The 25,264-nt window shown below is 72.8% G+C and carries 23 protein-coding genes; 6 read left to right on the top strand and 17 right to left on the bottom strand.

The features are described 5' to 3' along the window. Positions 1-107: 107 nt before the first annotated feature. Genes ACFV7Q_RS00265 through ACFV7Q_RS00250 form a run of 4 tightly spaced genes read right to left on the bottom strand, consistent with a single transcriptional unit; the run spans position 108 to position 3,881 of the window. Entirely contained in the window at positions 108-1,298 is a 1,191-nt protein-coding gene (locus ACFV7Q_RS00265) for a 3-hydroxybenzoate 6-monooxygenase (protein ID WP_385421830.1), read from the bottom strand. Between the two features lie 34 nt (positions 1,299-1,332). After that, the gene (gene aroA, locus ACFV7Q_RS00260) at positions 1,333-2,619 is read right to left on the bottom strand and encodes a 3-phosphoshikimate 1-carboxyvinyltransferase (RefSeq protein ID WP_385421827.1); all 1,287 of its coding nucleotides are present in this window, start codon (positions 2,617-2,619) and stop codon (positions 1,333-1,335) included. Beyond that, positions 2,616-3,119 carry a transketolase C-terminal domain-containing protein gene (locus tag ACFV7Q_RS00255; protein ID WP_385421825.1) on the bottom strand — a complete coding sequence of 168 codons (504 nt, stop codon included), beginning with the start codon at positions 3,117-3,119 and terminating at the stop codon, positions 2,616-2,618. The genes aroA and ACFV7Q_RS00255 overlap by 4 nt, the downstream gene beginning before the upstream one ends. Positions 3,120-3,173: 54 nt before the next feature. After that, positions 3,174-3,881 carry an SDR family oxidoreductase gene (locus ACFV7Q_RS00250; protein ID WP_385421822.1) on the bottom strand — a complete coding sequence of 236 codons (708 nt, stop codon included), beginning with the start codon at positions 3,879-3,881 and terminating at the stop codon, positions 3,174-3,176. A 223-nt stretch (positions 3,882-4,104) separates the two neighbouring features. On the opposite strand from ACFV7Q_RS00250, the gene ACFV7Q_RS00245 reads away from it, so the two are divergent. Further along, positions 4,105-4,605 (top strand): AtaL-like protein, encoded by a 501-nt coding sequence (locus tag ACFV7Q_RS00245; RefSeq protein ID WP_385421819.1) that lies wholly within the window; start codon positions 4,105-4,107, stop codon positions 4,603-4,605. A gap of 19 nt (positions 4,606-4,624) precedes the next feature. Here the strand turns inward: ACFV7Q_RS00245 and ACFV7Q_RS00240 are convergent, their stop codons facing one another. From ACFV7Q_RS00240 to ACFV7Q_RS00220, 5 genes are read right to left on the bottom strand one after another with little or no spacing between them, the layout of a single operon-like run. Beyond that, a complete protein-coding gene (locus ACFV7Q_RS00240) occupies positions 4,625-4,957 on the bottom strand; it encodes a hypothetical protein (RefSeq protein ID WP_385421816.1) in 333 nt (110 codons plus the stop codon). After that, positions 4,954-6,837 carry an anthranilate synthase family protein gene (locus ACFV7Q_RS00235; RefSeq protein WP_385421814.1) on the bottom strand — a complete coding sequence of 628 codons (1,884 nt, stop codon included), beginning with the start codon at positions 6,835-6,837 and terminating at the stop codon, positions 4,954-4,956. The genes ACFV7Q_RS00240 and ACFV7Q_RS00235 overlap by 4 nt, the downstream gene beginning before the upstream one ends. Then, complete coding sequence (locus ACFV7Q_RS00230) at positions 6,834-7,508, bottom strand: isochorismatase family protein (RefSeq protein ID WP_385421811.1); 675 nt, start codon at positions 7,506-7,508, stop codon at positions 6,834-6,836. Before ACFV7Q_RS00230 ends, ACFV7Q_RS00235 begins: the two co-directional genes overlap by 4 nt. 58 nt (positions 7,509-7,566) lie before the next feature. Further along, entirely contained in the window at positions 7,567-8,340 is a 774-nt protein-coding gene (locus ACFV7Q_RS00225) for a 2,3-dihydro-2,3-dihydroxybenzoate dehydrogenase (RefSeq protein WP_385421808.1), read from the bottom strand. A gap of 28 nt (positions 8,341-8,368) precedes the next feature. Continuing rightward, positions 8,369-9,538 carry a 3-deoxy-7-phosphoheptulonate synthase gene (locus ACFV7Q_RS00220; protein ID WP_385421806.1) on the bottom strand — a complete coding sequence of 390 codons (1,170 nt, stop codon included), beginning with the start codon at positions 9,536-9,538 and terminating at the stop codon, positions 8,369-8,371. Between the two features lie 298 nt (positions 9,539-9,836). Here ACFV7Q_RS00220 and ACFV7Q_RS00215 point away from each other — a divergent pair, with 298 nt between their 5' ends. Further along, entirely contained in the window at positions 9,837-10,862 is a 1,026-nt protein-coding gene (locus ACFV7Q_RS00215) for a transaldolase family protein (RefSeq protein WP_385421803.1), read from the top strand. On the opposite strand, the gene pabB is transcribed toward ACFV7Q_RS00215, so the two are convergent. Both pabB and ACFV7Q_RS00205 read right to left on the bottom strand, forming a co-directional pair. Continuing rightward, positions 10,789-12,966, bottom strand: coding sequence for an aminodeoxychorismate synthase component I (gene pabB, locus ACFV7Q_RS00210; RefSeq protein WP_385421800.1), 2,178 nt, complete (start codon positions 12,964-12,966; stop codon positions 10,789-10,791). The genes ACFV7Q_RS00215 and pabB overlap by 74 nt on opposite strands. Positions 12,967-12,989: 23 nt before the next feature. Continuing rightward, entirely contained in the window at positions 12,990-13,730 is a 741-nt protein-coding gene (locus tag ACFV7Q_RS00205) for a 50S ribosomal protein L11 methyltransferase (protein ID WP_385421798.1), read from the bottom strand. A gap of 316 nt (positions 13,731-14,046) precedes the next feature. Between ACFV7Q_RS00205 and ACFV7Q_RS00200 the strand changes: the two genes are divergently transcribed. Continuing rightward, complete coding sequence (locus ACFV7Q_RS00200) at positions 14,047-15,957, top strand: helix-turn-helix domain-containing protein (RefSeq protein ID WP_385421795.1); 1,911 nt, start codon at positions 14,047-14,049, stop codon at positions 15,955-15,957. Between the two features lie 69 nt (positions 15,958-16,026). Here ACFV7Q_RS00200 and ACFV7Q_RS00195 read toward each other — a convergent pair whose 3' ends face one another. The 3 genes from ACFV7Q_RS00195 to ACFV7Q_RS00185 all read right to left on the bottom strand — a co-directional run bounded on the left by ACFV7Q_RS00195 (position 16,027) and on the right by ACFV7Q_RS00185 (position 18,723). Continuing rightward, positions 16,027-16,935 (bottom strand): hypothetical protein, encoded by a 909-nt coding sequence (locus ACFV7Q_RS00195; protein WP_385421793.1) that lies wholly within the window; start codon positions 16,933-16,935, stop codon positions 16,027-16,029. Positions 16,936-17,017: 82 nt separating this feature from the next. Further along, on the bottom strand, positions 17,018-17,422 hold the full coding sequence (locus ACFV7Q_RS00190; RefSeq protein WP_385421790.1) for a hypothetical protein: 405 nt from the start codon (positions 17,420-17,422) through the stop codon (positions 17,018-17,020). A gap of 143 nt (positions 17,423-17,565) precedes the next feature. After that, positions 17,566-18,723: an IS701 family transposase gene (locus tag ACFV7Q_RS00185; RefSeq protein ID WP_385421788.1), complete on the bottom strand. Its 1,158-nt coding sequence runs from the start codon at positions 18,721-18,723 to the stop codon at positions 17,566-17,568. A gap of 420 nt (positions 18,724-19,143) precedes the next feature. On the opposite strand from ACFV7Q_RS00185, the gene ACFV7Q_RS00180 reads away from it, so the two are divergent. Then, on the top strand, positions 19,144-20,379 hold the full coding sequence (locus ACFV7Q_RS00180) for a DUF1266 domain-containing protein (protein ID WP_385421785.1): 1,236 nt from the start codon (positions 19,144-19,146) through the stop codon (positions 20,377-20,379). Positions 20,380-20,412: 33 nt separating this feature from the next. Here the strand turns inward: ACFV7Q_RS00180 and ACFV7Q_RS00175 are convergent, their stop codons facing one another. Both ACFV7Q_RS00175 and ACFV7Q_RS00170 read right to left on the bottom strand, forming a co-directional pair. Further along, the gene (locus tag ACFV7Q_RS00175; RefSeq protein WP_385421782.1) at positions 20,413-21,276 is read right to left on the bottom strand and encodes a DUF4190 domain-containing protein; all 864 of its coding nucleotides are present in this window, start codon (positions 21,274-21,276) and stop codon (positions 20,413-20,415) included. A gap of 124 nt (positions 21,277-21,400) precedes the next feature. Further along, the gene (locus tag ACFV7Q_RS00170) at positions 21,401-21,991 is read right to left on the bottom strand and encodes a TetR/AcrR family transcriptional regulator (protein ID WP_385421780.1); all 591 of its coding nucleotides are present in this window, start codon (positions 21,989-21,991) and stop codon (positions 21,401-21,403) included. A 115-nt stretch (positions 21,992-22,106) separates the two neighbouring features. On the opposite strand from ACFV7Q_RS00170, the gene ACFV7Q_RS00165 reads away from it, so the two are divergent. Both ACFV7Q_RS00165 and ACFV7Q_RS00160 read left to right on the top strand, forming a co-directional pair. Next, positions 22,107-23,009 carry an NAD(P)-dependent oxidoreductase gene (locus tag ACFV7Q_RS00165; RefSeq protein WP_385421776.1) on the top strand — a complete coding sequence of 301 codons (903 nt, stop codon included), beginning with the start codon at positions 22,107-22,109 and terminating at the stop codon, positions 23,007-23,009. Between the two features lie 83 nt (positions 23,010-23,092). Then, positions 23,093-23,509, top strand: a complete 417-nt coding sequence (locus ACFV7Q_RS00160) for a PPOX class F420-dependent oxidoreductase (RefSeq protein WP_385421773.1) — start codon at positions 23,093-23,095, stop codon at positions 23,507-23,509. Between the two features lie 34 nt (positions 23,510-23,543). Here the strand turns inward: ACFV7Q_RS00160 and ACFV7Q_RS00155 are convergent, their stop codons facing one another. After that, a complete protein-coding gene (locus ACFV7Q_RS00155) occupies positions 23,544-25,139 on the bottom strand; it encodes a serine/threonine-protein kinase (protein ID WP_385422016.1) in 1,596 nt (531 codons plus the stop codon). Positions 25,140-25,264 lie beyond the last annotated feature (125 nt).

The raw sequence follows: 25,264 nt of genomic DNA, 5'->3' as shown, positions 1-25,264 counted from the left end.
CCCGCCCGGGGGGCGGGGGGGGGCGCCGCGCGTTTGCCCCCCCCTGGGGGGGGGGGGGGGCGGGGCACCCCGGGCCCCCCACCGCCCCGTCTGCCGCCGCGGCCCGCTCAGCCGGCAGCCCCCGTCTCGAAGTCGTACGCGCCGTGCAGCCACGCCACCTTGTCGTACATGTCGTCCTCCGAGAGAGAGGCGAGCATCGCGTTCCGTTCGACGCGGGCGTCGCCGGCCGCGTGGTACAGCTGCCGCCCCATCTCGCGCGCCACCAGCTGCACCCGGGCGGTGCGCTCGCGGCGCGCCGCACCGTACTTCTCCAGGCGCTGCTCGAAGTCGGCCGGGCAGCCGTCCAGCAGCCCGCTCAGCAGCACCGCGTCCTCGACGGCTTGGCAGGCGCCCTGGGCGGCGTACTGGAGCATCGGGTGCGCGGCGTCGCCGAGGAGGGCGACGCGGCCCTCGGTCCAGCGGTCGACCGGATCGCGGTCGCACAGCACCCAGGCCTTCCAGTCGCGGCCCAGTTCCAGTAGCCGGCGCGCGGCACCCGACAGCTCGGGGAAGGAGTTCACGACGTGCCCGTGCTCCGCGGGGACGCCGGCCACGGCCTCGGTGGCACCGTCGTCGCGGGTCGCGGCCAGGTTGAAGTGCTCGCCGCCGGCGATCGGGTAGTGGACGAAGTGCCACTTCGGGCCGGCCCACAGGGTGACGGTGTTCCACCGCAGCTCCTCGGGCACCTCCGACATCGGGATCACCGCGCGGTAGATGGTGTGGCCGGACACCCTCGGGCCGCCGTCGCCGACCAGCTGCTGCCGGATCGCCGAGTGCAGGCCGTCGGCGCCGATCAGTGCGTCGCCGGTGATGCGGCGGCCGTCGGCGAGGAGCGCCGTGACCTCGCCCGCCTTCTGCTCGTAGCCGACCACGTGGTGGCGGCCCCGGAGCTCGACACCGGGGTGCCGGCGGGCGGCTTCCAGCAGCGGCAGGTACAGGTCGACGCGGTGGACGACGGCGTACGGGTTGCCGAACCGCACCCGGTAGTTCTCCCTGACGGGCATCGCGGCGACCTTCTCGCCGGTGGTGCCGTCCATGAACCGCAGCTCGTCGATGAAGACGGCACGGTCGCGGACCTCCCGCCCCACCCCGAGCAGGTCGAGGGCGTGGAAGGCGTTCGGGCCGAGCTGGATGCCCGCGCCGACCTCGGTGAAGACATCCCGGCGCTCCAGCACGGTGACCCGGTGTCCGCGCCGGGCGAGCCCGAGTGCCGCGGCGAGGCCACCGATGCCACCGCCGGCGATGAGTATGTCGGCCATGGGGTGTCTCACATCCCTTTCGTTGTCAGTGATGTCAGTGACGGTTGGTGCCCGGGCGGGCCGGGAAGAGCCGGGCCAGCTCGGCGTGGAAGCCGGGGAAGGTCTTGCCGACGCAGGACGGGTCGTCGAGGGCGGTGCCGGGGACGCGCAGGCCCAGCACCGAGAACGCCATCGCGATCCGGTGGTCCCGGCGGCAGGCGATCACGGTGGCCGCGGGCCGGCCCGGGTGGACGGTGATCCGGTCCGGGCCCGATTCGGTGCGGATCCCGAGGGCGCGCAGGTTCTCCTCGACCGCGGCGATCCGGTCGGACTCCTTCAGCCGGGCGTGTCCGATGCCGTGCACGGTGATCGGGGCGTCGGCGAGCGGGGCGACGGCCGCCAGGGTCATGAAGGTGTCGGAGATGTCGCCCATGTCGACGTCGAAGCCGCCGCGCAGCACGCCGTCGGCGGCACCGGTGACCGTGGTCTCCCGCTCGCCGACCTCGACGCGGGCCCCGGCCCGGCGCAGCACCTCGACGAAGCCGAGGTCGCCCTGGACGCTGGAGCGGCCCAGGCCCGGCACGGTGACGGTGGTGCCGGTGACGGCAGCTGCCGCGAAGAAGTACGAGGCGGTGGAGGCGTCGGGTTCGACGTCGAGCTCGGCGGCCCGGTAGCCGCCGGGCAGCACCTGGACGGCACCGCCCTCGAACTCGTCCACGTACGCCCCGAAGTGGCGCATCAGGTCCTGGGTCATCGTGATGTACGGGCGGCTGACCAGCCCTTGGCCGCGTACGGTCAGCGGCTCGCGCATCAGCGGCCCGGCCATCAGCAGCCCCGTGAGGTACTGGCTGCTCAAGCTGGCGTCGACGGTCAGTTCCCCGCCCTTCAGGCCGTCGGCGTCGACGGTCATGGGCAGTCCGCCGACCGGCTCGGTGACACGGGCGCGGACGCCGAGCCGGCGCAGCGCGTCGGCGAGCGGCCGCAGCGGGCGGGCGCGCAGCTGGCCGGTGCCGTCGAAGGTGAAGGAGCCGCGGCCGGTCGCCGCGAACGGGGGCAGGAAGCGGGCCGCGGTGCCGGCGTCCTCGCACCACACGGGGCCGGCTGCGGGCGGCGCGGGCGGGCGGCCGGTGCCGGTGACCTTCCAGGCGGCATCGCCGGCCTCGGCCTCGATGTGCACGCCGAGGCCGGTCAGGGCCTCGCGGAAGGCGAGGGTGTCGTCGCTGACCAGCGGGGCCCGCAGCAGGGAGACGCCGTCAGCGGCCGCGGCGAGCAGCAGGGCCCGGTTGGTGATGCTCTTGGAACCCGGGATCCGGGCGGTCAGTACGGCGTTCGGGGCGGTCACACGTGCTCCCGGTGTCGGTGTCGGGCGCGGGCCAGACCGGCCCGGGCGGTGGCGGCCACCCGCTCGGCGGTGAAGCCGTGCTGCCGGAGCAGGGCGGTGTACGGGGTGCCGGTCCCGGACCGGTCGAGGCCCACGGGGATCCCGGCGTCGCCGAGGAGCTCGTACCAGCCGAGGGCCGCACCGGCTCCCACGGAGACCCGGGCGCGCACCCGGCCCGGCAGCACCTGCTCGCGGTAGGCGGCGGACTGCTGCCGGAAGCGTTCGAGGCGGGGCATCGACACCACGCGGGCGGCGATGCCGTCGCGTTGGAGGATCGCGCGGGCGCCGAGGGCGATGTCCGTCTCGCCGCCGCCGGCGATCAGCAGGACGTCGGGCTCGCCGCCGTCGGCCTCGGCCAGGACGTAGCCGCCGCGGACGGCACCCCGACCGGGGGCGGTGCCGGGCGTGGTGTCGGGCCCGGCGGTGGGGGCGGGGGCGGGGGTGGGACGCGGGCTGCTCACCGTTCTTCTCAGGGCTCCTCTGCTCGGCCGGTGTGCGGGCCCGGCCCCTTCGGGTCAGTCGCTGGTCTTGCGGTCGAGCACGAGGTCGTGCCCGACGATGTACGAGGCGGCGTCGGAGCAGAGCCAGACGACGGTGTCGGCGATCTCCTCGACGCTGGCACCCCGGCCGAGCGGGCAGGGGCTGATGGCGTTGATGCGGATGGACCGGGAGACGTACTCGCGGGCCGCGGTGCGGGTCAGGGCGGAGACGGCGGCGGTGGACGCGGCGTAGGCCCCGAGGCCGGGGAGCATGCCCTGCGCGCCGATGTTGCTGGCGGTGTTGACGATGACGCCGCCGCCAGTGGCCTCCATGTGGGCGATCTCGTGCTTCATGGAGAGCCAGACGCCCGTCAGGTTCGCGGTCAGCGTGTGCGCCCAGACCGTCTCGTCGATGTCGGCGACGGGCTGCTGGGCGCCGAGCTCGGTGGTGTTGTTGAAGGCCACGTTCAGGCCGCCGTGGCGGCGGACCGTCTCGGCGACGACGTACGCGGCGCCGGTGCCGTGGGTGGCGTCGCCCGTGGTGTCGGAGACGTCGGCGACGATGCTGTCCGCCTGCCCGCCCGCGTCGCGGATCAGCTTGACCGTCCCCTCCAGCGTCTCCGCGTGGCGGCCCGCGACCACCACGAGGGCGCCGAGCCGGGCGAAGGCGACCGCCGCTGCCCGGCCGATGCCTTCGCCTCCTCCGGTGACGAGGACGACCTGGCCGTCGAACCGTTCAGACATCAGCGTTCTCCTGATTCTCCGCATCGGATTTATCGGGAAGGGCGCCCTGTGGAACGCCACCGACCAACCCTCACCCTGCAAGAAGGAGACCCGTTCCGGGCAGTACGCCCGGTCCACTACGTCAAGTTCTCGGGGCAGGTGACGTAATGTCCCGAACGACTTTGACACGGTCGTCCGCCCGGCCGAAGCTGCACGCCGGCCCACCGGCGGAAAAGGGAGAGCAATGCTGACGCTTTCATGGACGCGCCCGATTGTCGGCGCAGGTCAGAGGGGGTGTCCGACTCCCACGAGGGAGAGTCTGTGGCAGGCTCTGCTCCACAAGGCAGAGTTTCCCACCGGCTATGTTCCGGCCATTACCGAATGCCGGATCAACGAGCGCTACACCGATGGATTCCTACGGGAAATCCGGCGCGGCGACCTGACATTCCTCCAGCGGGTGACCCCGCAGGAGAGTGCCGGGCGCATTACCTACCGGCATCTGGACGACACCGACATCGCCGAGATACGCAATGAGATCGGCGAGGACGAGGAGGGCCGGCTCACGCTCACGCTGAGCATCACCCTCACCGACCGCCCGGCGGCCGCCGTCCTCGCGCAGAACCCCTGGCTGCGGGACCTGGACAGCGACTTCCACGGCACGCTGGACGCCATGACGGAGGTCCTGCACCGGGTGAGCACCCGCTCGGTCACGACGACGGCCCCCCACGCCCCCGAAGGGCCGTGAGGGGCCGTACGCGCTCCGCTCACACTGCCGGGATCGGCCCGGGGCCCGGCAGTACGGGCATGCCGTGCAGGCCCTCGACCGTCGCCTCGACGTCGAACACCGTGTACTGCACGGGGGTGCGCCCGATCAGCTCGGCGGCCCGCGGGGCCAGAGGCTGCGCCGCCGCCTCCGCGGACTCCCACAACATCACCGCGCCCCACCGCTGCGTCGCCGGGTCCGCGATCCAGAACTTCAGCCGCAGGCCCTCGACCGCGGCGAACCGGTCCACCGCCTCCTCGCGCAGGTACGTCCGCAACGACTCGATGCTGTGCCCGGACCCCTCCAGGTCCCACCAGGCCACGGTCGCCCTCATACCAGCGTCTCGCTGAGCAGGCCGGACAGCGCCTCGCTGACGATGCGGATGCCGTCCTCGGTGAGCACCGACTCGGCGTGGAACTGCATCGAGCGGAAGCCGGGGCCGCGCAGCGCGTGCACCTCGCCGGTCCCCGCTTCGCGGCACACGTCGACGGTGCCGATGCCGGGCACCTCGACGGCGTCCGCGGTGCTCTGCGCGGCGAAGGTGTTGTAGAAGCCGACGCGCTCGCGCCGCCCGAACAGGTCGATCTCGCGCTGCACGCCCTGGTTGGGCTGGGCGCGGCGCTTGAGGGGGAAGCCGAGCTTGGTGCTGAGCACCTGGTGGCTCAGGCACACCGCGAGGAAGGGCCGCCGTTCCGCGAGCAGGGTGTCGATCGCCCCGTGCAGGTGCGCGATCTTCGGGTGGTCCAGCTCGCGCGGGTCGCCCGGCCCCGGCCCCATCACGACGAGGTCGTACGGGGCGAAGCTGTACGGCTCGTCGAAGCGGCAGACGGTGACGTCGGCCTCCATGGCCCGCAGCTGGTGCTCGATCATCGCGGTGAAGGTGTCCTCCGCGTCGACGACGAGCACCTTGCGGCCCACCAGCAGCGGCACGGGCCGCGTCCGGGCGGAGTCGTCGTCCAGCCAGAAGCCCGCGATGGTGGCGTTGCGCCGGCTCAGGGCCGCCCGCACCTCCGGGTGGTCGCCGAAGCGCGGCGGCCCCTGCTGCTCGAACATGGCGAGCAGCCCGGACGCCTTGGCCCGGGTCTCGGCCACTTCGGACAGCGGGTCGGAGTGGCGTACCAGGGTGGCGCCGACGCCGATGCGCATGCGGCCGCCGTCGTCGATGTCGGCGGTGCGGATCAGGATCGCCGAGTCCAGGGTGCGCTCGCTCTGCTCGTCCTGGCCGATCAGGGCCAGGACGCCGCTGTAGTAGCCGCGGCCCTGGGGCTCGTACTTCTGGATGACCTTGCCGGCGCTCTCCAGCGGGGAGCCGGTCACGGTCGGGGCGAAGAGGGTCTCGTGGAGGATCTCGCGCGGGTCGCGGGTGGTGCGGCCCTCGATGAAGTACTCGGTGTGGGCGAGGCGGGCCATCTCCTTGAGGTACGGGCCCACGACGCGGCCGCCGGCCTCGCAGATCCGGGCCATCATCTTCAGTTCCTCGTCGACGACCATGTACAGCTCGTCGGCCTCCTTGCGGTCGGCGAGGAAGTCCATGACGCCGGGCAGCTCCGGCCCCGAGGGCGGGAAGCGGTAGGTGCCGCTGATGGGGTTCATCACGGCGCGGCCGCCGGAGACGCTCACGTGCCGCTCGGGGGAGGCCCCGATGAGGGTGCGGTCGCCGGTGTGGACGATGAACGTCCAGTAGGCGCCGGTCTCGCGCTCCAGGAGCCGTCGGAAGAAGCGCAGCGCCGCGCCGACCGACCAGTCGCTGATGTCGGCGACGAAGGAGCGCTTCATCACGAAGTTCGCGCCCTCGCCGGTGCCGATCTCGTCCGCGATGACGCGGCGAACCGTTTCGGCATAGGTGTCGTCGTCGATGTCGAAGTCGCCGCCCGGCACGAGCCGCACGGGCTCGTCGGGGATCCGGTCCAGCACGGTCGCGAGCGGCACCTGCCCCTGCTCGGCGATCGTCATGGCGAGCAGCGGGGTGCCGTCGTCGGGCGCCGCGAAGCCGCGCTCGGCGAGCTGCCGGTACGGGACGAGGGCGAGGACGTCCTGGCGGACGCCGGCGCCGGCCTCGACGTCGGCGAGGGGGATGTCGGCGAGGGTGGCCGCCTCGGTGAACTCGCCCAGGAACACGTCGAGGCTACGGCGGACGGTGGTCTCCGGGCGGTGGATCAGGGCGAAGGCCGGGGGCCGGTCGGCGAGGATCCGGGCCAGCAGGTCCTCGGTCATGCGGATTCCCTTCCCGCGTACGCGGCCACCCGGTCCGGGAGGGCCGTGAGCAGTTCCTTGGTGGTGGTCAGGCGCGCGCAGCGACCGGCGGCGTACTCCAGCGCCATCCGGTGCTCGTCCCAGCTGAAGTCGGCGACGGCGTCGGCGACCAGGAAGGGCTGGATGTCGTTGGTGAACGCGTCGACGGCGGTCATGAGGACGCCGACGTGGGCGTAGACACCGCAGATGATCAGCTGGTCGCGGCCGGCGGCGCGCATCCGCTCCAGCAGGTCGGTCTTGAAGAAGGCGCTGTAGCGCCACTTGGTGAGCATCCAGTCGCCGTCGACGGGCGCCACGGGGTCGATGACCTGGCGGTGTTCGACGCTGGGCCGCATGCCCGGGCCCCAGAAGTCCTTCAGCAGGCCCCGCTCCTCGGGGGTCATGCCGCCCGGCTGGGCGGTGTACGCGACCGGGATGCCGAGCTCGGCCGCGCGGGTGCGCAGCTCGCCGGCGTTGCGGGCCAGGTCCACGACGGGCTGCTCGCCCTGCGGGAACGCGGCCAGGAAGTACTTCTGCAGGTCGTGCACCAGCAGGACGGCGCGGTCGGCATCGACCTCCCAGTCGACGGCGGAGGCCGGCAGGTCGGCCGCCGCCGGCATCGGATAGGGGGTGATCGCAGGTATGCCTGCCATTCCTTTCTCCCTCTCGTTCACGGTCTCGTTCACGGTTCGCTGGCTGGTTGCACCGGTCTCAGACACCGAGCGCCGCACCGCCGTCCACGGTGAGGTCGTGCATGGTGATGTGGGACGCCTTGTCGGAGAGGAGGAAGACGACCGCCTCCGCGACGTCCTCGGGGCGGGCCAGCTTGCCCAGCGGGATGCCGACGCGGTACGCGTCCGGGACACCGTCGATGGACGCCCGGGCGCTGCTCTCGTCCTGCCACATGGAGTTGAGCATCGGGGTGTCCGTGGAGCCGGGGGCGACGAGGTTCGCGCGGATGCCGTACTTGGCGACCTCCAGGCCCAGGCACTTGGTGAACATGGTCGCGGCCGCCTTGGAGGCGGCGTACGCGGACATCTCGGTACGGGCGGTGCCCGCGGCGTTGGAGGCGATCGTGACGATCGCGCCCCTGCGGCGCGGCACCATGCGGTTGACGACGGCCCGGGAGACGAAGAAGACCCCCGTGGTGTTGACCGCGAACGTCGTGCTCCACTCCTGGTCGGTCAGCGTGCGCGCCTCGCCGAGCCGCAGCACGCCGGCGGCGTTGACGAGGAAGTCGAGCGGGCCGACCAGGGCCTCGACGTCGTCGACGAGCCCCTCGACGTCCGCGCTGGCGGTGACGTCCGCGGGGAACGGTTCCACGCGGGCACCGCCGTCCTCCTCGACGGCCTTGGCCACCTTGCGCAGGCGGTCGGCGTCCCGGTCGACCGCGGCCACGCGGACGCCCCGGGAGGCCAGCGCGCGCACGATGGCCTCGCCTATGCCGCCGGCCGCTCCGGTGACCAGAGCGATCTTTCCTTCCATGATGGAGTAACCCCCTTGGTTTTCGGCCTCAGCCGCGCCATGCCGAGGCGACTTCGATTGCCTGGTCGGAATTGAGGCGCGGGTCGCAGAACGAGGTGTACTTCTCGCCGAGCTCGTCGATGTGGTATTCGTCGGTGACACATTCGTGCACCTGGTCGGGGGTCGTCTCCAGGTGGAGTCCGGCCGCGACTCCGCCGTTTTCCACGACGGCCCTCTGGAATTCCTCGACCTCGCGCACGACGGTTTCGACATAACGTGTCTTGATGCCGCCGGGCGCGGTGACGGTGTTTCCGTGCATCGGGTCGCACATCCACAGCACCGGATGGCCGGCCCCGCGGACCGCGCGGACCAGCGCGGGCAGCTTCTCGGCGGCCTTGCCCTGGCCCATCCGGGATATGAGCGTGAGCCGGCCGGGCTCCCGCTGCGGGTCGAGCCTGCCGCACAGCTCGACGAGTCCGTCCGGGGTCATGGTCGGGCCGACCTTGGTGGCGACCGGGTTGGCGATGGTCGCGAACAGCTCCACGTGGGCGCCGTCGAGCTGACGGGTGCGCTCGCCCATCCAAGGCCAGTGGGTCGAGGTGAGCAGTACGGAGCCGTCGGCCTGGGTGCGCAGCATCGGGCCCTCGTAGTCGAGGAGCAGGGCCTCGTGGCTGGTCCACACCGGGGCCTCGGCCGGGGAGGGGCGGCCTTCGGCGTGCCAGCCGAGGGCGGTCATGGCGCCGGCGGCCGCCTTGTAGCCGGTGACCAGGCGCTGCGGGTCGGGGCGGCGCAGCTCGGGGTCGGGCTCCGGGCTGTTGACCATGTGGCCCCGGTAGACCGGGAGCTCCACGCCGGCCACGGTCTCGGTCGGGCTGGAGCGGGGCTTGCCGAACTGCCCGGCGAGCCGGCCCACGCGGAGGACGGGCTTGAGCGAGCGGGCCTTCATGACACCGGCCAGGACGTCCAGGAGCGCCGCCTTGCGGGCCACGTAGCCGGGGGTGCACTCGGCGGGGTCCTCGGCGCAGTCGCCGCCCTGGATGATGTGCAGCTCGCCCCGCGCCGCCGCGGCGAGCAGGGTCCGCAGGTGGTCGACGTCCTCACGGCGTACCAGCGCGGGGGCTCCCGCGAGTTCGGCCCTGGCGCTCGCCAGGGCTTCTTCATCCGGCCATACGGGTTGCTGGCCCGCGGGCAATCTTTTCCAGCGTGCAACACCGTGCATGCGGCACCTCCCAGTGCTGTACGTACCTGCCGTGACATCAGATGCAGCGAGCAGTCTCTGAATCGGAGAATCGCGCGAACCACCAGACATTTCTCACTCCGTCAGGTGGCGTATTTTCGGTCAGGTCGAATGGAGGATTCCGAAATAAACCTGACGCATCCGCCGCCGGTACAACGGCGACGGGTGGGAAACCATTTATGGTCCGCACTCCCGGCGGGGCGTTCGGAGGCGCGCACTTGACACACCATCACCGCATTGTTTCCGGGATATGTAGGGACGTTCTAAGGTGCGGAGCGTGGTGAGTCAAGGAGCTGGATCGCTGCTGAAGCAGCTGGTGTCGGAGGGTGTGTCCCCGTGGCTGAGCGCGCGGGATCCCGCCGAGTTCGCCACCGGGGCCCGGTATCCGACACTGGGCGGCCACTTCCACAACGCCCTCGTGCCGGACGGCGGTACGCCGGCCACGGTGCGGGGTGCCTGTGATCTCCTGATGCCCCTGTTCGAGGGAAGCAAGGGCACGGTGGGCCACGTCTCCGTACCCCTGCCGCCCCGCTGGGCCCATGACGCGCGGGCACTGGCCGCGGCGGCCCGCGCCCTGCACGGTGCGGTGGGGCGGCCCAATGCGCTCATCCGCATGCCCATGACCCCGGCGGGGGTCGAGGCGCTGGCGGACTGCCTCGCCGACGGGGTCGGGGTGCACGCCGCGCTGGTGTTCTCGGACGAGCGGTACGCCGAGGTCCTCGACGCGTACGTGGCCGGGCTGGAGCGGGCCCTCGCCTCGGGCCGGCCGCTGGGCGGCGCCCCGATGGTGGCCTCGTTCCCGGTGGGCCTGTTCGACCGCGAGGTCGCCGCCCGGTTGGACCGGCTGGGGGTGGCCGCGGACGACGAGGTGCGCGGCGCCGCGGGCCTGGCGGTGGCCCGGCGGATGTACCGGCTGCGCGAGGAGCGGCTGTCCGGGGACTGGTGGAAAGTGCTGCGGGCCAACGGGGCGCTCCAGCCGCGGCTGCTGTGGGGCCCCGGAGCGGACGGCGGGGTGGGCGCCCTGGTCGGCTGGAACACGGCGCTCGCGTTGTCCGTCACGATGCTGGAGGCCGCCGCCCGGGAACCGGCGCTGACCGGTGACACCCTGCTGAACGCCGATGCCGAGGCGGCGTGCGCGCTGCGCGCGCTGGAGCGGCGGGGGGTGCGCACCGGTGAGGTCGCGGCCGTGCTGGAGGCTGCGGAGCTCGCGCGCCTCCAGCACGGCCGGCCGGTCAGGACGGAATCCGTGCCGGCCTCCGATCCGGGAACCGGGTTCGCGTCAGCGCCAGCAGCGGAGCTGCCTTGACGGCGGTCTCCTCGTACTCGGCGTCCGGGTCGGACAGGGCGACCACGGCCCCGCCCACGCCGTAGGTGACGCGGTCGGCGGTGACGGCGGCGGTGCGGATCACGATGCTCAGGTCCGCGGCGCCGGAGAGCGAGAAGTAGCCGATGGCGCCGGAGTAGACCCCGCGCGGGCCCGCTTCGAGCCGGTCGATGATCTGCATGGTGCGGATCTTCGGGGCGCCGGTCATCGAGCCGCCGGGGAAGGCGGCGCGGACGCAGTCCACGGCGGACAGCTCCGGGCGCAGGCGGGCCCGTACGGTGCTCACGAGTTGGTGGACGGTGGCGTAGCTCTCGACCCGGAACAGTTCTTCGGCCTCGACGGTGCCGGAGACCGCGCAGCGGCCGAGGTCGTTGCGGACGAGGTCGACGATCATGAGGTTTTCGGAGCGGTCCTTCTCGTCGCTCCTCAGGTCCTCCACGAGGGCCGCGTCCTCCTCGGCGGTGGCGCCGCGCGGCCGGGTGCCCTTGATCGGCGAGGACTCGATCAAGCCGTCCGGGGAGACGCGCAGGAACCGCTCCGGCGAGGTGCTGAGCACGTTGAGTCCGCCGAACTGGAGGAGGGCGGCGAAGGGCGCGGGACTGCTGCGGCGCAGGGTGCGGTACGCCGCCCAGGGGTCCAGGGCGGTCTCGACCTCGGCCATGTTGGTGAGGCAGACCTCGTACGTCTCTCCGGCGGCGATCTCCTCCAGGCAGCTGTCGATCAGGTCCAGGTAGGCGCCGCGGTCGTGGCGCAGCCGGATCTCGCCGCCGCCCTCCTGCGGGCGCGGGGCGGGCAGCTTGAACCCGGCGAGGCGGGCCAGGCGCTCGGCGGTGCCGGCCAGCCAGGCGTCGGCCGCGGCGGCGGATGCGGGGGCGGCGGCCGGTGCGGGGGCGGGCGCCTGCGCGTCGTCCTCGACGAGGGCGAGCAGGTAGGTGGTCCGCTCGGCGTGGTCGAGGACCAGGGCCCGGTCGGCGAAGACCATCGTGGCGTCGGCGACGGGCGAGCGGTGCACGAGGTCGCCCCCGCACTCGGCCTTGAGCTCGTAGCCGAGGTAGCCGACCCAGCCGAGGGTGAAGTCGAAGGGGAGGGCGGGCTCCTCGGGGAGCTCGGTGCGCAGGGAGCGCAGGTCGCGGTCGATCCACTCCAGGAAGGGGGCGGCGACGAGCTCGCTGCCGCCGTCCGCCGAGTCGACGGTGACGACCTTGCTCCACACGTCGGCCGAGGCGACCCTGGCCAGCGGGCCGGTGGCGTCGCCCATGACGGAGAACCGGCCCCGGTCGGCGCCGGGCAGGCTGCTGTCCAGCCAGTAGGCGTGGTCGTTGCCGCGGAACAGCTGGTCGTAGACGGTCTCGGCGTCCCAGCGGGTGGGCAGGGTGCGGGCGACGAGCCGGAGCCGGCGCACCGGGTCCGCCTCGGTGGCGGGCGCGTCCTGGGCGGGCGTCGGGTGGGCGGTGGGCGCGGGCTTCGGGGCGGCAGGCGGCCGGCGGCGGGCGGCGTGCTGCCCGGCCAGGTGGGCGCGGGTCAGGTCCGCGAAGTTTGCAAGCAGCTGGATTCCGTACTGACTGCAAATCGACTCGGGGTGGAACTGCATCCCCCACTGCGGCCGGGTGCGGTGCCGCAGGCCCATCAGGACGCCGTCCGGGGTCCAGGCGGTGGCCTCCAGCCCGTCGGGCAGGTCCGTCACGGTGAGCGAGTGGTAGCGGACCACCTCCAGCGGTGAGGGCAGCCCGGCGAACAGCTCCGTCCCCTCGTGCAGGACCGGCGAGGTGCGGCCGTGCCGGGGCTCCGGGGCGCGGTCGACGGTGGCGCCGTGCACGTGGCCGATCCCCTGGTGGCCGAGGCAGATGCCGAGGAGGGGCAGGTCGGAGCGTTCGATGATCTCGGTGCAGATGCCGAAGTCGGCGGACCGGCGCGGGGTTCCGGGACCGGGTGAGACGACGACGTTGTCGAACGCCGAGAGTTGTGCGATCTTCCAGTTCGGGTCGTCATTACGGACGACCTCGGGCTCCCGGCCATTCACCTCGGCCAGATAGTGGAAGAGGTTATACGTAAACGAGTCGTAATTGTCGACAAGTAGCGTACGCACGACGAAATATCCCCCCGTTCAAATCAAGCCGAGACTGGCCTGATTTCGATCAGCATGTGCTCGACCATGTCTTCTCCGTACTCCCCCTCGCGCACCCGCCGGCTGGCCACCGTTTCCAGTTCGCGCCCGCAGGCGTCGGCGATCCGGTACAGCGCCTCCGCGTCGCCGCGGTCGCTGAAGTGGAGCAGGACCCGACCCCCGGGGGTCGTCCAGTGCACGGACTGCTCCAGGAAGCGGCGGTGCGCCTGGTAGCCGGTGTCCACATAGGCCCGCTCGTGCACGGATTTGTACTCGTAGGTCTCGGGCCCCATCACGTAGTTGGAGCTCCAGAAGACCGTGTCGAAACGTTCCTTCTCACGCAGGCCCGAGAACAGGTCGCTGTGGAAGGCCTGGAGACGGTCCGTCACACCGTGCCGCTCCGCGTTGACCGCGGCGTTCTCCACGGCCGAGGGGCTGATGTCGGCCGCGACGACCCGGTCGTATCCGGCCAGGGCGGCGGTGACGGCGATCACTCCGGTGCCGCACCCGATCTCCAGGAACGAACCCGAACGGGCCTTTCCGTCAACCTCGTTGAGGCCGAGGAGCTCCAGGGCCACCGTCGTGGAGGGGGAGTACACCGGCGCGAAGACCTCGTCGAACAGGTCCCATTCGCGGCCCGCCAGGGTGAACACCCGCGGGCGGTCCACCCTGGTCAGGGACAGCCTGCTGCGCAGCAGCGACCGCTCGTAGCTCTGGAGCTGAGACAGCTGGGTCAGCTGGTTCATGCGAACTCCTCAGGGAAGCACCGTGGCTGAGGGCGCTCCGGCGGTGGTGACGCCACCGGTGCGCTCGGTGATCAGCCTGCCCTTGAGGAGACCTCGACCAGAAGGTGCCCACATGACAGCATCCCTCGGGAGGTGTGGTGATCGGGCCACCCTCGGGGCGTCTGACCTGGACCGGGTTCCCAGTGATTCTTGACCGGTTCTTGCCCCAAGAGATACTTTCTGGCGGGCCATGAGATTGCTTGCACCCAACTTCGTGCAATCGTGAACGGCTCAAATGGGGGTCGGGGGGAAAGTCGTGGTCGACCACGCTTACGAAATGCTGGAACTGCTGAACAGAGAGGCGCCCGCAGCCGCCTTCGACGAGGTGGTCCGCAAAGCGCGCGAGTCAGGCCTGTCCGGAGAAGAACTCGCCCAGCTCACCAGGGCCCGCGACCAGAGCCTCGGCATCCGGGCCCTCTTCGTACGCCGCCAACAGCGCGAGGCCGGCCTCGCCGCCCTCGTCGACACCGCCCGCGACCTCACCCTTCCCTACGACCTGGACGAACTGCTGAAGGTCATCACCCGCCGGGCCCGGCTCCTGCTCGGCCTCGACATGGCCTGGGTGAGCTTCGACGACCTGGAGGAGGGCTGCTCCCGGGTGCGCTCGGCCGACGGCCACGCCTCCGCCCTGACCATCGGGTTCGCCATCCCCCTCACCGGCGGCGGTGTCGGCCGGCGCGCCGCCGAGGGCTCGGCCCCCTTCTGGTCGGCCGACTACATGAACGACGCGAGCTTCACCCACAGCCCGGTCATCGACGAGGTGGTGCAGGCCGAGGGGCTGCACGCCGTCATGGCCGTCCCGCTGCGGCACGCCGGCGCCAGCCTCGGCGCCCTGTACGTCGCCGACCGCCACGTCCGGCACTTCACCCCGGACGAGGTCTCGCTGATGAGCTCGCTCGCCGACCTCGCAACCGTTGCAATCGAGAAGGCCCGCCTGCTGGAGCAGACCCGGTACGAGGTAGAGGAACTGGAGCAGGACACCTCGCGCGCCCTGGACTCCTCCACCACGGCCCGCCAGCTGCGGGAGACCCACGGCCGCCTCCTCGACCTCGTCCTGCAGGGCGTGGGGCTCGGCAGCCTGGCCGCCGAGGCGGTCAAGGGCCTCGAAGGCACCCTCGTCGTCCGCGACGCCGCCGGCCGGACCCTCGCGTGCCCCGTCGGCGAGCCCCCGCAGCTGAACGAGGCGGAGATCCGCACCGTCCTGCTCGACGCCCACACCGACCGCCAGCCCCGCAGCACCTCCGACGGGGTGTGGGTCGCCTCGATCGCCGCCGGTGACGAGATGCTGGGCACCCTCATCCTCACCACCGAGGAGCCCGCCGGCTACCTCCAGGTCCAGCTCCTGGCCCTCACCGCCCAGGTGACGGCGGTGGTCCTGCTGATGGAGCAGGGCATGGCCGCCGCCGAGGGCCACATGCGGGACGAGTTCTTCCAGGACCTGCTGCGCGGCACGTCCCTGTCCCCGGTGCAGATCGCGGAACAGAGCCGCCGGCTCGCCCTCAACCTCGACGAGCCCCACGTCATCGTCATCGCCCGCCCCGAGGGCGGGGTCCAGGGCCGGGTCGCCGCCTGGGCCGCCTCGTACGCCAACCGCCACCACGGCCTCAAGAGCGTCGACGGCGACGGCGTGGTGCTGCTCCTCCCCGGCACCGAGGCCGGTGCCATCGCCCGGGCGGCGTCCAAGGAGCTCACCGAGGTGCTCGGGCGGCCCGTCACGGCCGGCTCGGCCGGGCCCGTCGACAACCCGTCCGACGTCGCCCGCATGCACCAGGAGGCCCGCCGCTGCCTGGACGCGGTGGCCGCGCTGACCGGTGCCGGGAGCACCGCCTCCCCCGAGGAGCTGGGGTTCCTCGGCGTCCTGCTCTCCGAGAAGCCGAACATCGACCGGTTCATCAACGACACCATCGGCCCGGTCCTCGACTACGACGACCAGCAGTACACCGAGCTGATCCGCACGATGGAGGCGTACTTCGCCTCCGCCAACAGCCCTTCCCGGGCCGCCGAGTCCCTGCACGTCCACCCCAACACGGTCTCCCGCAGGCTGGAGCGGATCACCGAGATACTCGGCGAGGACTGGCAGAAGCCCACCCAGGCCCTCCAGGTGCAGCTCGCCCTCCAGCTCCAGCGGACCCGTCGGGCCCTCAGCCAGGGCCGCCGCACCGCCGCCCCCCGCCACGTGATCGGCTGAACCGGCGCCGCCGTTCCCCCGCCCCGTGAGGCGGCCGGAACGGCGGCGGCGAGCGGCCGGTACCGCGACTCAGCCGGGGGCGGGGACGGAGAAGCGGATCCCGCGCCGCTGCTCCACAACCGCGATGCGCTGGGGGAGGGTGGCCCGGATCTGCGCGAGGTCGGCCTGGTGGTCGGCTGCGAACCGTTCGCGCAGCTTGGTGCGCAGGGGTTCGCGCACCGCCTCGACGGGCTCCATGCACGCCGCGTACACCGCTCCGAGCCGGCGGTCCTCGGCCCTCATGGCCTCCTGGCCGTCGACCGTTTGGAGCGTCCTGTCGACATGGTCGAAGAACTGGTTCTCGTCGGCCGCCCGCACTCCCTTGCCCGCCAGGCACGCTGCGAGGCCCTTGCGGGCGGCCACGACGGATTCCTCCCGTTCCAGCTGCGCGAGCCCGGTCAGCCAGAGCGACTGCAAGGGGCCGTAGACGGACTGGACCTCGGCGGCAGCAGCAGCGCCCTCCCGCCCGCAGCGGTCCGTCAGCGCGGCGTCCGGAGCGGCACCGGCGGAGGCCGGAGCAGCGCCGGGGGAGGGGACGGGAGCCGCTGCGAAGCCGTTGCGGGCGACCGTCTCCAGGTCCGGGATCTCGAACAGCCGGATGAACATGGCCGGCGGTGCTGCGGGCGCCCGTGCGTGCGCCGCCGCCAGGCAGACCCGTGTCGCCTCGGTCCGGGCCAGGTTGGCGAAGCCGTCGAGGCCCTGCGTGAGCCGGGTGTCCTTGCCGCTCGCGGGCAGCACCATGGCCGTGGTGTCCTGCGGCACGCCGTACGACACCGGCACGGCGGGACCGGACGCTGGGGCACCCTCCGGGGCAGCAGCGGCCGCCGGGCGCTCGGGGGCCGAGCAGGCGGACGACAGGGCCAGGGCCGTACCCGTGAGGAGTACCGCGAGGACGGCCTGGCGGCGGGGCCGGCGAGCGCGCCGGGCGGGGCGGGGCATGACCGCCTACCTCCGATGACGAGGGGGTCGGGATTCCCGGCCGTGCCTGCCGGACGGGCCGCCCGGCAGGCACGGGGGCGGGTCAGTGGACGATCGTGACCTCTTCGCCCCAGTTGCGGCTGAGCACGGTGAACTCCCGGCCCGGCGTCAGGTCGGTGACCAACGCGTAGTAGGAGTCGTTGATGTCGTGGTAGCCGTTGTTCATCTGGACGTAGCCGCGCGAGCCGCCGATCCAACCCGTCGTCCCCGCCTTGCGGTACATGCCGTAGTAGCCGGAGTAGGCCCCGTGGGGGCTGTAGGACCAGGACACGTTGAGGTCCCGGCACGGCGAGTCGGCCTTGACGCCGACCATGGCGCCGACCGTGCTCGTTCCGGGGGTCTTGAGCCAGGTCGAGACGCAGCCGGCGGCAGATGCCGAGGGGGCCGTCGTGACCAGCGAAGCGGCGGCTATACCGGCCACGGTCAGCGCGGAGAAGGACTTCTTCATGCACGTTCCTGTCTGCAGATGCACAACGGGATCCGGTTCACGCCACCGGGCCCGCGGACTGTGCGAACAGTAACAACAGCGGCCAACTGCTGCTCGCCTGCTTGTTTGTGACGCGTCGTCCACTGTCGTGCGGCGCGGCGCGGCTATCGTTCGCCGCCCCTGCGCTCGGTGAGCATCCGCACCGCGTGCGCCGCCGACGCCAAAGTGGTGTGCCGGTGCCAGCCGCCGAAGGACCTTCCGCCGAAGTCGGTCATCCCCACCTTCTGCGAGACCGTCGCGAAGTCGTGCTCGACGAACCGGGCGCGCTTCGCCAGCCGCAGCAGCGCCCCGGGAGGGGCCTGTGTCATATCGCTGACCCAGCACCGCTCGGGCCAGCCCCGCGGGTCGGTCCACTCGCCGAACAGCAGCACGGGGGCCGGCGCCTGCGGCAGCTCCACCCGGACCCCGACGACCAACGAGGTGCACGGCTGGAGGGTCACCGGGTCCTGCCAGGTCACCGGCCGACGCAGCGTGCGGGCCATCAGGAGGAGCTGGTGCGCCGCCAGTTCGCGGTTCCCGGTGGTGGGCAGCACCGGGTCGGCGCACCGTACCCGCATCGAGCCGCGGGCCGTCGCCACGAAGTGCGTGCCGACCGGGCCGAAGCGACGGGCCACCGCGGCCGGATCGACATCGGGCAGGTCGAACACCACGGGCCGGTGCGGCTGCCCGACCCAGTCGCGCAGTTCCTCCACGGCCCCGGCGGCGCACTCCAGCGGGCTCGTCGCCAGCTCCGACCGGTGCACGTTCGGCGACAGCGGGCCGACGCTGTCGCGCCACTTCTGCGTGAGCGCGAGCCGCCAGTTGACGGGGCAGCTCTGCTCCTCCGCGACGGACCACACGCCGAACGCCACCTGACTGTTGACCATCTGCCCGCGCTCCGGCACGAACCGGCGTGCGACGCCGACCGATTCGGTCCCCGCCTTGGAGATGACCACCGGCTGGACCACCCACGCACGGGGCCGCAGGGCGCGTTCGACGTACCGGGCGAGAGCGGCCCGTACGGGGCCCCAGTCCCAGGTGGAGGACACGACGAAGTGGTGGAGGCTCTGCTCGGCCGCCCGGTCGCCGACATGGGCCGCGATGTTCCGTATCGACTTGCGGCCCTCGGCCTTGAGCAGCCCCCGCAGGTACACCTCGCCCTTGCGGCGCTGGTCACTGCGCGGCAGTGAGGCGAACAGTTCGGCGCAGAGCTCGTCGACGACCAGGTCCGGCACGAACCGGCTGCTCAGCGTCTCCAGTCGTTCGAGACTTGGTGCGCTCATGATGCATCCATCCCTTCCCCCGGCTTCCTCCTCAGCGCTTCAACCCTGGGGCTGGGGGGAGTGCGAGAACCAGGTGGAGCCGTCACACACATTCGGCCGCACGTGCAGGGCGGACCATCACGCCGAACGGACCGGACGGGCCGTGTGACCACCGACCGGAACGCAGCGCAGGCCCTTGGCCAGGACAGAGGCCGCGCGCGTGCTCGGCGGAGCGGGCCGCGGGCGGACCGGACCACTGGCCCCGGGCGCCCCACCAGGCCTTATGCATCCCGTGATGGTGACCCGGCCACCACCGCCGAGCACACAGACGGTGGCGGGACCACCCCGCGCGGCCCCTTCCGCAGCTCGATCGGAAGGGTCCCCTCCGGTGTTGGTCCCGCGGCCCGCGGGCGGCACGGGCCCCCGTTAGGGTTCTCCCACATGGGCACCTGGATCGCGCCGAGCATCATCGAACGACAGCTGTACGAGGCCAAGGCCGCCGACGACTGGCCCGCCTACTTCGACGCGCTCGCCCGCGCCGAGCTGTTCGTCCCGCAGTCCCGCGCCCACCTGGACCAGCACCCCCAGGCCGTGTACCTCCGACCCGTCCGCTTCCCGCAGGCCGGCGCCGCCCCCTGCTACGTCGCGTACACGGCCGGCATGCTCCCCGCCCCCACCCCCGACCAGGTGTTCTCCCGCCACAGCCTCAGCTGGTTCGCACACCGCATCGACCCCGGCGACCCCCCGTACCTCGCCATCAACCCGGACAGCCCGTGCGAGGCCTTCCTCCCGTCCTCCCCCGCCGACCGCGAGGTGTGGAAGTTCCACTGGAACCGGGCCACCGAGTACGGACTGAAGGAGAACACCGTCCACGCGCTGCACGTCGGCGGCCCCCTGCACGGACCGGTGGCCTTCGGGCTCGCCTGCGGCGCGCACCTGGCCGTACGCAACGGCCACTTCTGGAACGCCCTCGGCTACCACGGCGAGGGCTACCTCAAGGAACGCGAGAAGCTCAAGGACTGGTGGGGGGTCACCACCCGCGAACAGTGGCTCGCCGCCACCGAGCAACTGCTGGCCGCCGACACGGTCAGCTCGGTGTGGGAGTTCACCCTGCGGGTCCGCGTCGCCCTCGCCAAGGAGTTCGCCGGGCCCGTCGACATCGAGCACTGGCGGCACGCCACCGAGGCCACCCTCCGCGCCAACGCCGAACGCGCCGCCGAACCCCGCATCACCCCCGACGGCGTCACCACCGCCCGGCCCCGCTCGGCCGCGGAGATCGAGGGGGAGGTCGCGGGCGTGCAGCGGGTCATCGGCCGGATCACCCGCTACGAGCAGCGCTTCCGCGCCGACGGGATCCTCGGCGAGGGCAAGTACGTCCGCTCCGTCGAGGCCTGGGACTACGGGCGGGCCTCCCAGATGGCCCGCTGGGGCCTCGGCGCCCGCTTCGGCACGGTCGAGGAGGCAGAGAACGCCGTCGTCCGCGCCGGCCGCATGTGCCGGCTCGCGTACCGCTCCTGGGAGGACTTCTCGGCGGGCTTCGTCCTGGGCCGCTGCCTCCAGTTCGACGAGGAGGAGTACGGGCACTGGTACACGGACATGGCCGCCGTCCACCAGGCCCTGACCACCGACCCGGGCAGCCCGTGGCTCAACATCCCCTGGAACGGGGCGGACCGGTAACTTCCGGGCCCGGCGACCGGACCGGGGGCCGGCTCAGGAGCCGGGGGCGCGGACCGAGCCGGTGATCTTGCCGGTGGGGTCGCCGAGGAAGCAGGTGACCTTGCGGTCGCCGAGGTCCCACGTTCCGGACACCGGAACGTAGAAGTAGCTGTTCAGCTGCTGCGGGAGCTGCGCCGCGCTGCCCGTGTAGTCGGCGAGGGCCGCATCGGAGCACTTCTGCGCGGCCATCGCGGTGACCTTCTCCGTGCCCGGGAACGGACCGTCCTCCAACGTGAAGACGGCGTACACCTCACCCTCGTGGGGCTGGGCGCAGGGTACGTTGCGCACGGAGGGGGCGGCCGGGGCGCCGCCCTCGTCCTCGTACGCCCTCAGGTCGTCGTCCGTGGTGAAGCAGTCCCCCTTGCGGATGTCCTCCACCTCGCTGGTGCCCGGCCCGGTGACCTCGCCGCTGCTGTCGCGCTGCGGAGGGTCGTCCAGTGCCCCGAAGGCCGCGAGGCCGTACAGCACGAGGGTCACGCAGTTGAGGGCGATGGCCGCGACGGCGAGGCCCCGGCCCTGCTCACCGCGCTCGCGGATCTGCCCGAGGGCGACGACGCCGAGGACCAGCGGCACCAGCGGCAGCACGCACAGGAGCGACAGGACGAACGCCACGACGGCCAGCACGTTGGTCTTCCGGGCCGGCGGCGGGGGGTGAGCGGACCAGTCCTGCGGGGTGCCGTACGGGGGGACGGGACCGCCCCGGGTTCCCTGGAATCCGTGGGACCCCTGGGACCCCTGGGACCCCTGCTGTCCCTGCTGTCCCTGCTGTCCTTGTTGCCCCTGGGGTCCCCACTGCGGGTTCGGGTTCGGCTCGGGGGACGACGGCGGGGGCGGCGGTGGCGGCGGTGGTGTGGACATGCGTGCAGCGCTCCTTGAGCGGAGGGTGAGACGCAACGGGTCCACTTCCCACGCTACCGAGGCGGGGGCGGCACCGCCTCTCGTGACGGAGCCGCCGGCAGGCGGTGCGCGCCGGCTCCCGCTCTCAGGCCGGGGAGGCCTCCCGGTACGCGTACGAGCGCACCAGCCGGGCCAGTTGGCGGCCCGCCGCGTGCAGGGGCTCCTCGCTGCGGTTGACCTGGGCCGTGACCTCGGCGCCCTCCAGGGTGCTGATGACGGTGGTCGCCAGGTCCCGGGCGTCCGCCGGGCCGAAGCCGGCGGCGAGGAGCTTGTCGGAGACCAGCTGCTCCCAGCCGTGCAGCGCCTCGGCGCACGCCTGCTGGATGGCGGAGTCGGCGCCGAGGGTCTCCAGGGCCGCGGCCGTGACGGGGCAGCCGTCGGTCCAGCCGGAGGCCCGGAGTTCCACGGCGAGGCGCCCGGTGCAGGCGGTCACCGCCTCCGCCGGGTCCGCGGTGCTGTCCAGCGCCTCGCGCAGCAGCGTGGCGAACTCCCGGCCGCCGTGCTGGATCGCCGCCACGGCGACGGCCTCCTTGCCGCCGGGGAAGAAGTGGTAGACGGAGCCGAGGGTGGCCTCCGCTTCCGTGGCGATCTGCTTGATGCCCGTGCCGACGTAGCCCTGCCGCTGCAGCAGGCGCGCGGCGGCGACGACGATCCGCTCCCGGGTGGTGTTCTGCATGGGATCACCGTACCCGCGGAATTGAGTAGAGCGCTCGTTCTAGAGCTGTGCTACGTTTCCGTCCGAGCTCTAGATAGAGCGCTCGTTCTAGTAATTCAATGAGGGGTGGTTTCTCATGCGCAGCAACGACACCGGACGGCCGCAGGCACCGTCGGTCACCGTCATCGGGCTGGGCCCGATGGGCCGGGCCATGGCAGCGGCCTTCCTCGACCGCGGGTACGAGGTGACCCTGTGGAACCGCACCGCCTCGCGCGCCGACGACCTCGTCGCCCGCGGCGCCCGGTTCGCCGCGGGGGTGGGGGAGGCCCTCGCCGCGAACGAGGTGGTGGTGCTCAGCCTCACCGACTACGCGGCGATGTACGAGGTCCTGGAACCGGCGGCCGCCTCGCTCGACGGCCGGGTCCTGGTCAACCTCAGCTCCGACACCCCCGAGCAGGCGCGCGCCGCCGCCCGCTGGGCCGCCGAACGGGGCGCCGTGCAGCTGACCGGGGGCGTCACCGTGCCGCCCTCCGGGGTCGGACAGCCCGCGTCGTCCACCTTCTACAGCGGCCCCCGGGAGGTGTTCGAGGCACACCGGCCGCTGCTGGAGGTCGTCACCGGCCGGACCGACTACCGGGGCGAGGACCCGGGAACCGCCGCGCTGCTCTACCAGATCGGCATGGTCATGTTCTGGACCTCCATGCTGAGCTACTGGCAGGCGGTCGCCCTCGCCCGCGCCAACGGCCTGACCGCGGCCGACGTCCTGGAGCACGCGACCGAGACCGCGAACTCGCTCCCCGGCTTCTTCGCCTTCTACGCCGAACGCATCGACGCCGGCCGACACGACGGCGACGTGGACCGCCTGGCCATGGCGATGGCCAGCGTCGAGCACGTCCTGCACACCAACTCCGCCGCGGGCGTCGACACCACCCTCCCGGCCGCGGTCGCCGCCCTCGTCCGCCGCGGCATGGACGCCGGCCACGCCACGGACAGCCTCTCCGCCCTGGTGGACCTCATGGGAACCACGGCCCCGGCATAGCCGTACCTGCCGCGGTTACCGACCACCGGGAGTCGGCGGGAATCGCTGTACGGGCCTTCCGTACCGCCATTAGCCTCGCCGGCATGACGATTGAGCTGAACGACACCGTACGCAGCCTGCTCGACGCCCCGCACCCGGCTGTCCTGTCCACGCTCAACCCCGACGGCAGCCCGCAGAGTTCGGTGGTGTGGGTCTCCCGCGACGGCGGCGAGCTGCTGGTCTCCACCGAGCAGGGGCGGCGCAAGGAGCGGAACATCGTCCGCGACCCGCGCGTCGGCCTGACCGTGTTCGACCTGGCCAACCCCTACCTGTACGTGGAGATCCGCGGCACCGCCACCGTCACCGAGGACGCCGGCCGGGCGGTCGCCGCCCGCATCGCGGAGGAGTACCTCGGCCCGGGTGGGAGCAAGGAGTACCTGGAGGCGCCGGCGGAGGACGTGCGCGTCGTCGTGCGCATCACCCCGACCAAGGTCCTCGGCAACGCCGCCAAGGCGGGATAGCCGGCCGGGCCGGCCTGCGCCGCCGTCCGGCCCGTCAGCGGCCGGACGCGGCGAAGGAGGCCACGGCCGTGTCGAAGATGCCGCGGGCCTCCCGGGAGCGGCCGACCGGGGCGGACACCCACACGTCGTACAGCCTCCCGTCCTGCTCCCAGGCGAGGTCGTACGTGTGCCGGGCGCCCTCCGCGGTGCTGAATCCGTCCCAGGTGAACTCCCAGAAAGCGGCCGGGAACCCGCGGTGCGTGGTCGCCGTGACCCGGTTCTCGCGGTACCCCTTGTTGTTGACCGGCCCCCGCTCGTCGGCGGCGATCATCGAACCCATCGCCCCGCCGGGCGGGACCGACCCGAACTTGATGCCGACCCGGACGGCTCCGTCCGCCGTGATGTAGAAGGTCCGCTCGCCGTCCGTCGAACGGTTCGCCCCCCGGGGCACGTACAGGCCGAACCCACGCACGTCCTCGACCTTCGTGTAACCGGCCGGCACGCCCCCGGCCTGCGGCGGCGTGGAAGGCACCGGCACCGGAACCGACACCGACGCCCCGGGCGACGGCGGCAGGTCCGTGGGCGAGGAGGACGGCGCGGGCGACGCCGTCGACGGGGCCGCGGGCCCCGACGGGGCGGGGGCCGCCGGTGCCCGCCCCGCCCCGTCGACCGGACCCTTCGACGTCCGGCCGTCGAGCAGCGTCACCGCCGTCACCGCGCCGGCACAGGCCGCGGCGGCCCCGGCCACGACCAGCGCCGCCCGCGCACCCCGCAGCCGAGGCCGGCCGTCCCGGCCCGTGGGGGCCTCCCGGTCGAGGTGCTGCTCCACCACCCCGGCCGCGCGTTCGCCCTCGGGGGCCGGCGCCCGGTCCACCTGCTCCGTGGGCGTGTACGCGGCCCCCGCAGCGGACGGTCCGCGCTCCGCGCACGCGGCCAGCAGCCGTCGCGCCTCCGCGGCCCCGAGCCGCCGCTCCGGGTCCCGCTCCAGCAGGCCGCGCACCACCGGCAGGAGCGGCCCCAACCGGTCCGTCGGCCGGATCTCCTCGTAGACGACGGCGTGCAGGACGGCGCCGAGCGAATCCCGGCGGAACGGCGACTCCCCCGCCACCACCGCGCACAGCAGGGCGCCCAGCGACCACAGGTCCGACGCCGGGCCGCCGGGTCCACCCTGCATCCGCTCCGGCGCCGAGTACTCGGGGGTCCCCGCGAACACCCCGGTCCCGCTGATCGTCGTCGTCCCGGGGAGGCTCGCGATGCCGAAGTCGGTCAGCACCACCCGGCCCGTACCCGCCTCCAGCAGGACGTTCGCCGGCTTCACGTCGCGGTGCAGCACTCCGTGCACGTGCCCGGCGGACAGCGCGTCGAGCAGGGCGAGCCCCACCCCGGCGGCCTCCCGCGGGGAGAACGTCCCGCCGGGGGCGGCCAGCCGGTCGGCGAGCGACCCGCCGTCGACCAGCTCCATCACGATGACGGGCTGCCCCTCGTGCTCGACCACGTCGTGCACCACGATCACGTGCGGGTGTCGGATCTGCGCCACGGCGCGCGCCTCGCGCAGCGCACCCGCCGGATCGGCCCCCGCGTCGAGGGACAGCGCCTTGACCGCGACGGAGCGCCCGAGCAGTTCGTCGGTGGCCCGCCACACGACGCCCATGCCGCCGCGGCCCAGCTTCTCGTGCAGCCGGTAGCGCCCGGCGATCACCGTCCGGCCGCCGGCCTCCGGCCCGTCGTGCAGCGACACGCGCTTCCCCGCTTCCCCCGCTTCCCCCGTTCGCGGAC

This window comes from Streptomyces sp. NPDC059851 (assembly GCF_042732005.1).
GTDB lineage: Bacteria > Actinomycetota > Actinomycetes > Streptomycetales > Streptomycetaceae > Streptomyces.
This window is presented reverse-complemented; position numbering and strand designations above follow the sequence as displayed.

Coding starts and splice junctions, on each gene's coding strand:
- ACFV7Q_RS00175 (WP_385421782.1), bottom strand. CDS start 21,276: ATGTCCACACCACCGCCGCCACCGCCGCCCCCGCCGTCGTCCCCCGAG.
- ACFV7Q_RS00195 (WP_385421793.1), bottom strand. CDS start 16,935: ATGCCCCGCCCCGCCCGGCGCGCTCGCCGGCCCCGCCGCCAGGCCGTC.
- ACFV7Q_RS00180 (WP_385421785.1), top strand. CDS start 19,144: ATGGGCACCTGGATCGCGCCGAGCATCATCGAACGACAGCTGTACGAG.
- ACFV7Q_RS00155 (WP_385422016.1), bottom strand. CDS start 25,139: ATGGGCGTCGTGTGGCGGGCCACCGACGAACTGCTCGGGCGCTCCGTC.
- ACFV7Q_RS00160 (WP_385421773.1), top strand. CDS start 23,093: ATGACGATTGAGCTGAACGACACCGTACGCAGCCTGCTCGACGCCCCG.
- ACFV7Q_RS00200 (WP_385421795.1), top strand. CDS start 14,047: ATGCTGGAACTGCTGAACAGAGAGGCGCCCGCAGCCGCCTTCGACGAG.
- ACFV7Q_RS00230 (WP_385421811.1), bottom strand. CDS start 7,508: ATGGCAGGCATACCTGCGATCACCCCCTATCCGATGCCGGCGGCGGCC.
- ACFV7Q_RS00170 (WP_385421780.1), bottom strand. CDS start 21,991: ATGCAGAACACCACCCGGGAGCGGATCGTCGTCGCCGCCGCGCGCCTG.
- ACFV7Q_RS00220 (WP_385421806.1), bottom strand. CDS start 9,538: ATGCACGGTGTTGCACGCTGGAAAAGATTGCCCGCGGGCCAGCAACCC.
- ACFV7Q_RS00250 (WP_385421822.1), bottom strand. CDS start 3,881: ATGTCTGAACGGTTCGACGGCCAGGTCGTCCTCGTCACCGGAGGAGGC.
- ACFV7Q_RS00190 (WP_385421790.1), bottom strand. CDS start 17,422: ATGAAGAAGTCCTTCTCCGCGCTGACCGTGGCCGGTATAGCCGCCGCT.
- ACFV7Q_RS00205 (WP_385421798.1), bottom strand. CDS start 13,730: ATGAACCAGCTGACCCAGCTGTCTCAGCTCCAGAGCTACGAGCGGTCG.
- ACFV7Q_RS00185 (WP_385421788.1), bottom strand. CDS start 18,723: ATGAGCGCACCAAGTCTCGAACGACTGGAGACGCTGAGCAGCCGGTTC.
- ACFV7Q_RS00225 (WP_385421808.1), bottom strand. CDS start 8,340: ATGGAAGGAAAGATCGCTCTGGTCACCGGAGCGGCCGGCGGCATAGGC.
- ACFV7Q_RS00240 (WP_385421816.1), bottom strand. CDS start 4,957: ATGAGGGCGACCGTGGCCTGGTGGGACCTGGAGGGGTCCGGGCACAGC.
- ACFV7Q_RS00265 (WP_385421830.1), bottom strand. CDS start 1,298: ATGGCCGACATACTCATCGCCGGCGGTGGCATCGGTGGCCTCGCCGCG.
- ACFV7Q_RS00245 (WP_385421819.1), top strand. CDS start 4,105: ATGCTGACGCTTTCATGGACGCGCCCGATTGTCGGCGCAGGTCAGAGG.
- ACFV7Q_RS00235 (WP_385421814.1), bottom strand. CDS start 6,837: ATGACCGAGGACCTGCTGGCCCGGATCCTCGCCGACCGGCCCCCGGCC.
- ACFV7Q_RS00165 (WP_385421776.1), top strand. CDS start 22,107: ATGCGCAGCAACGACACCGGACGGCCGCAGGCACCGTCGGTCACCGTC.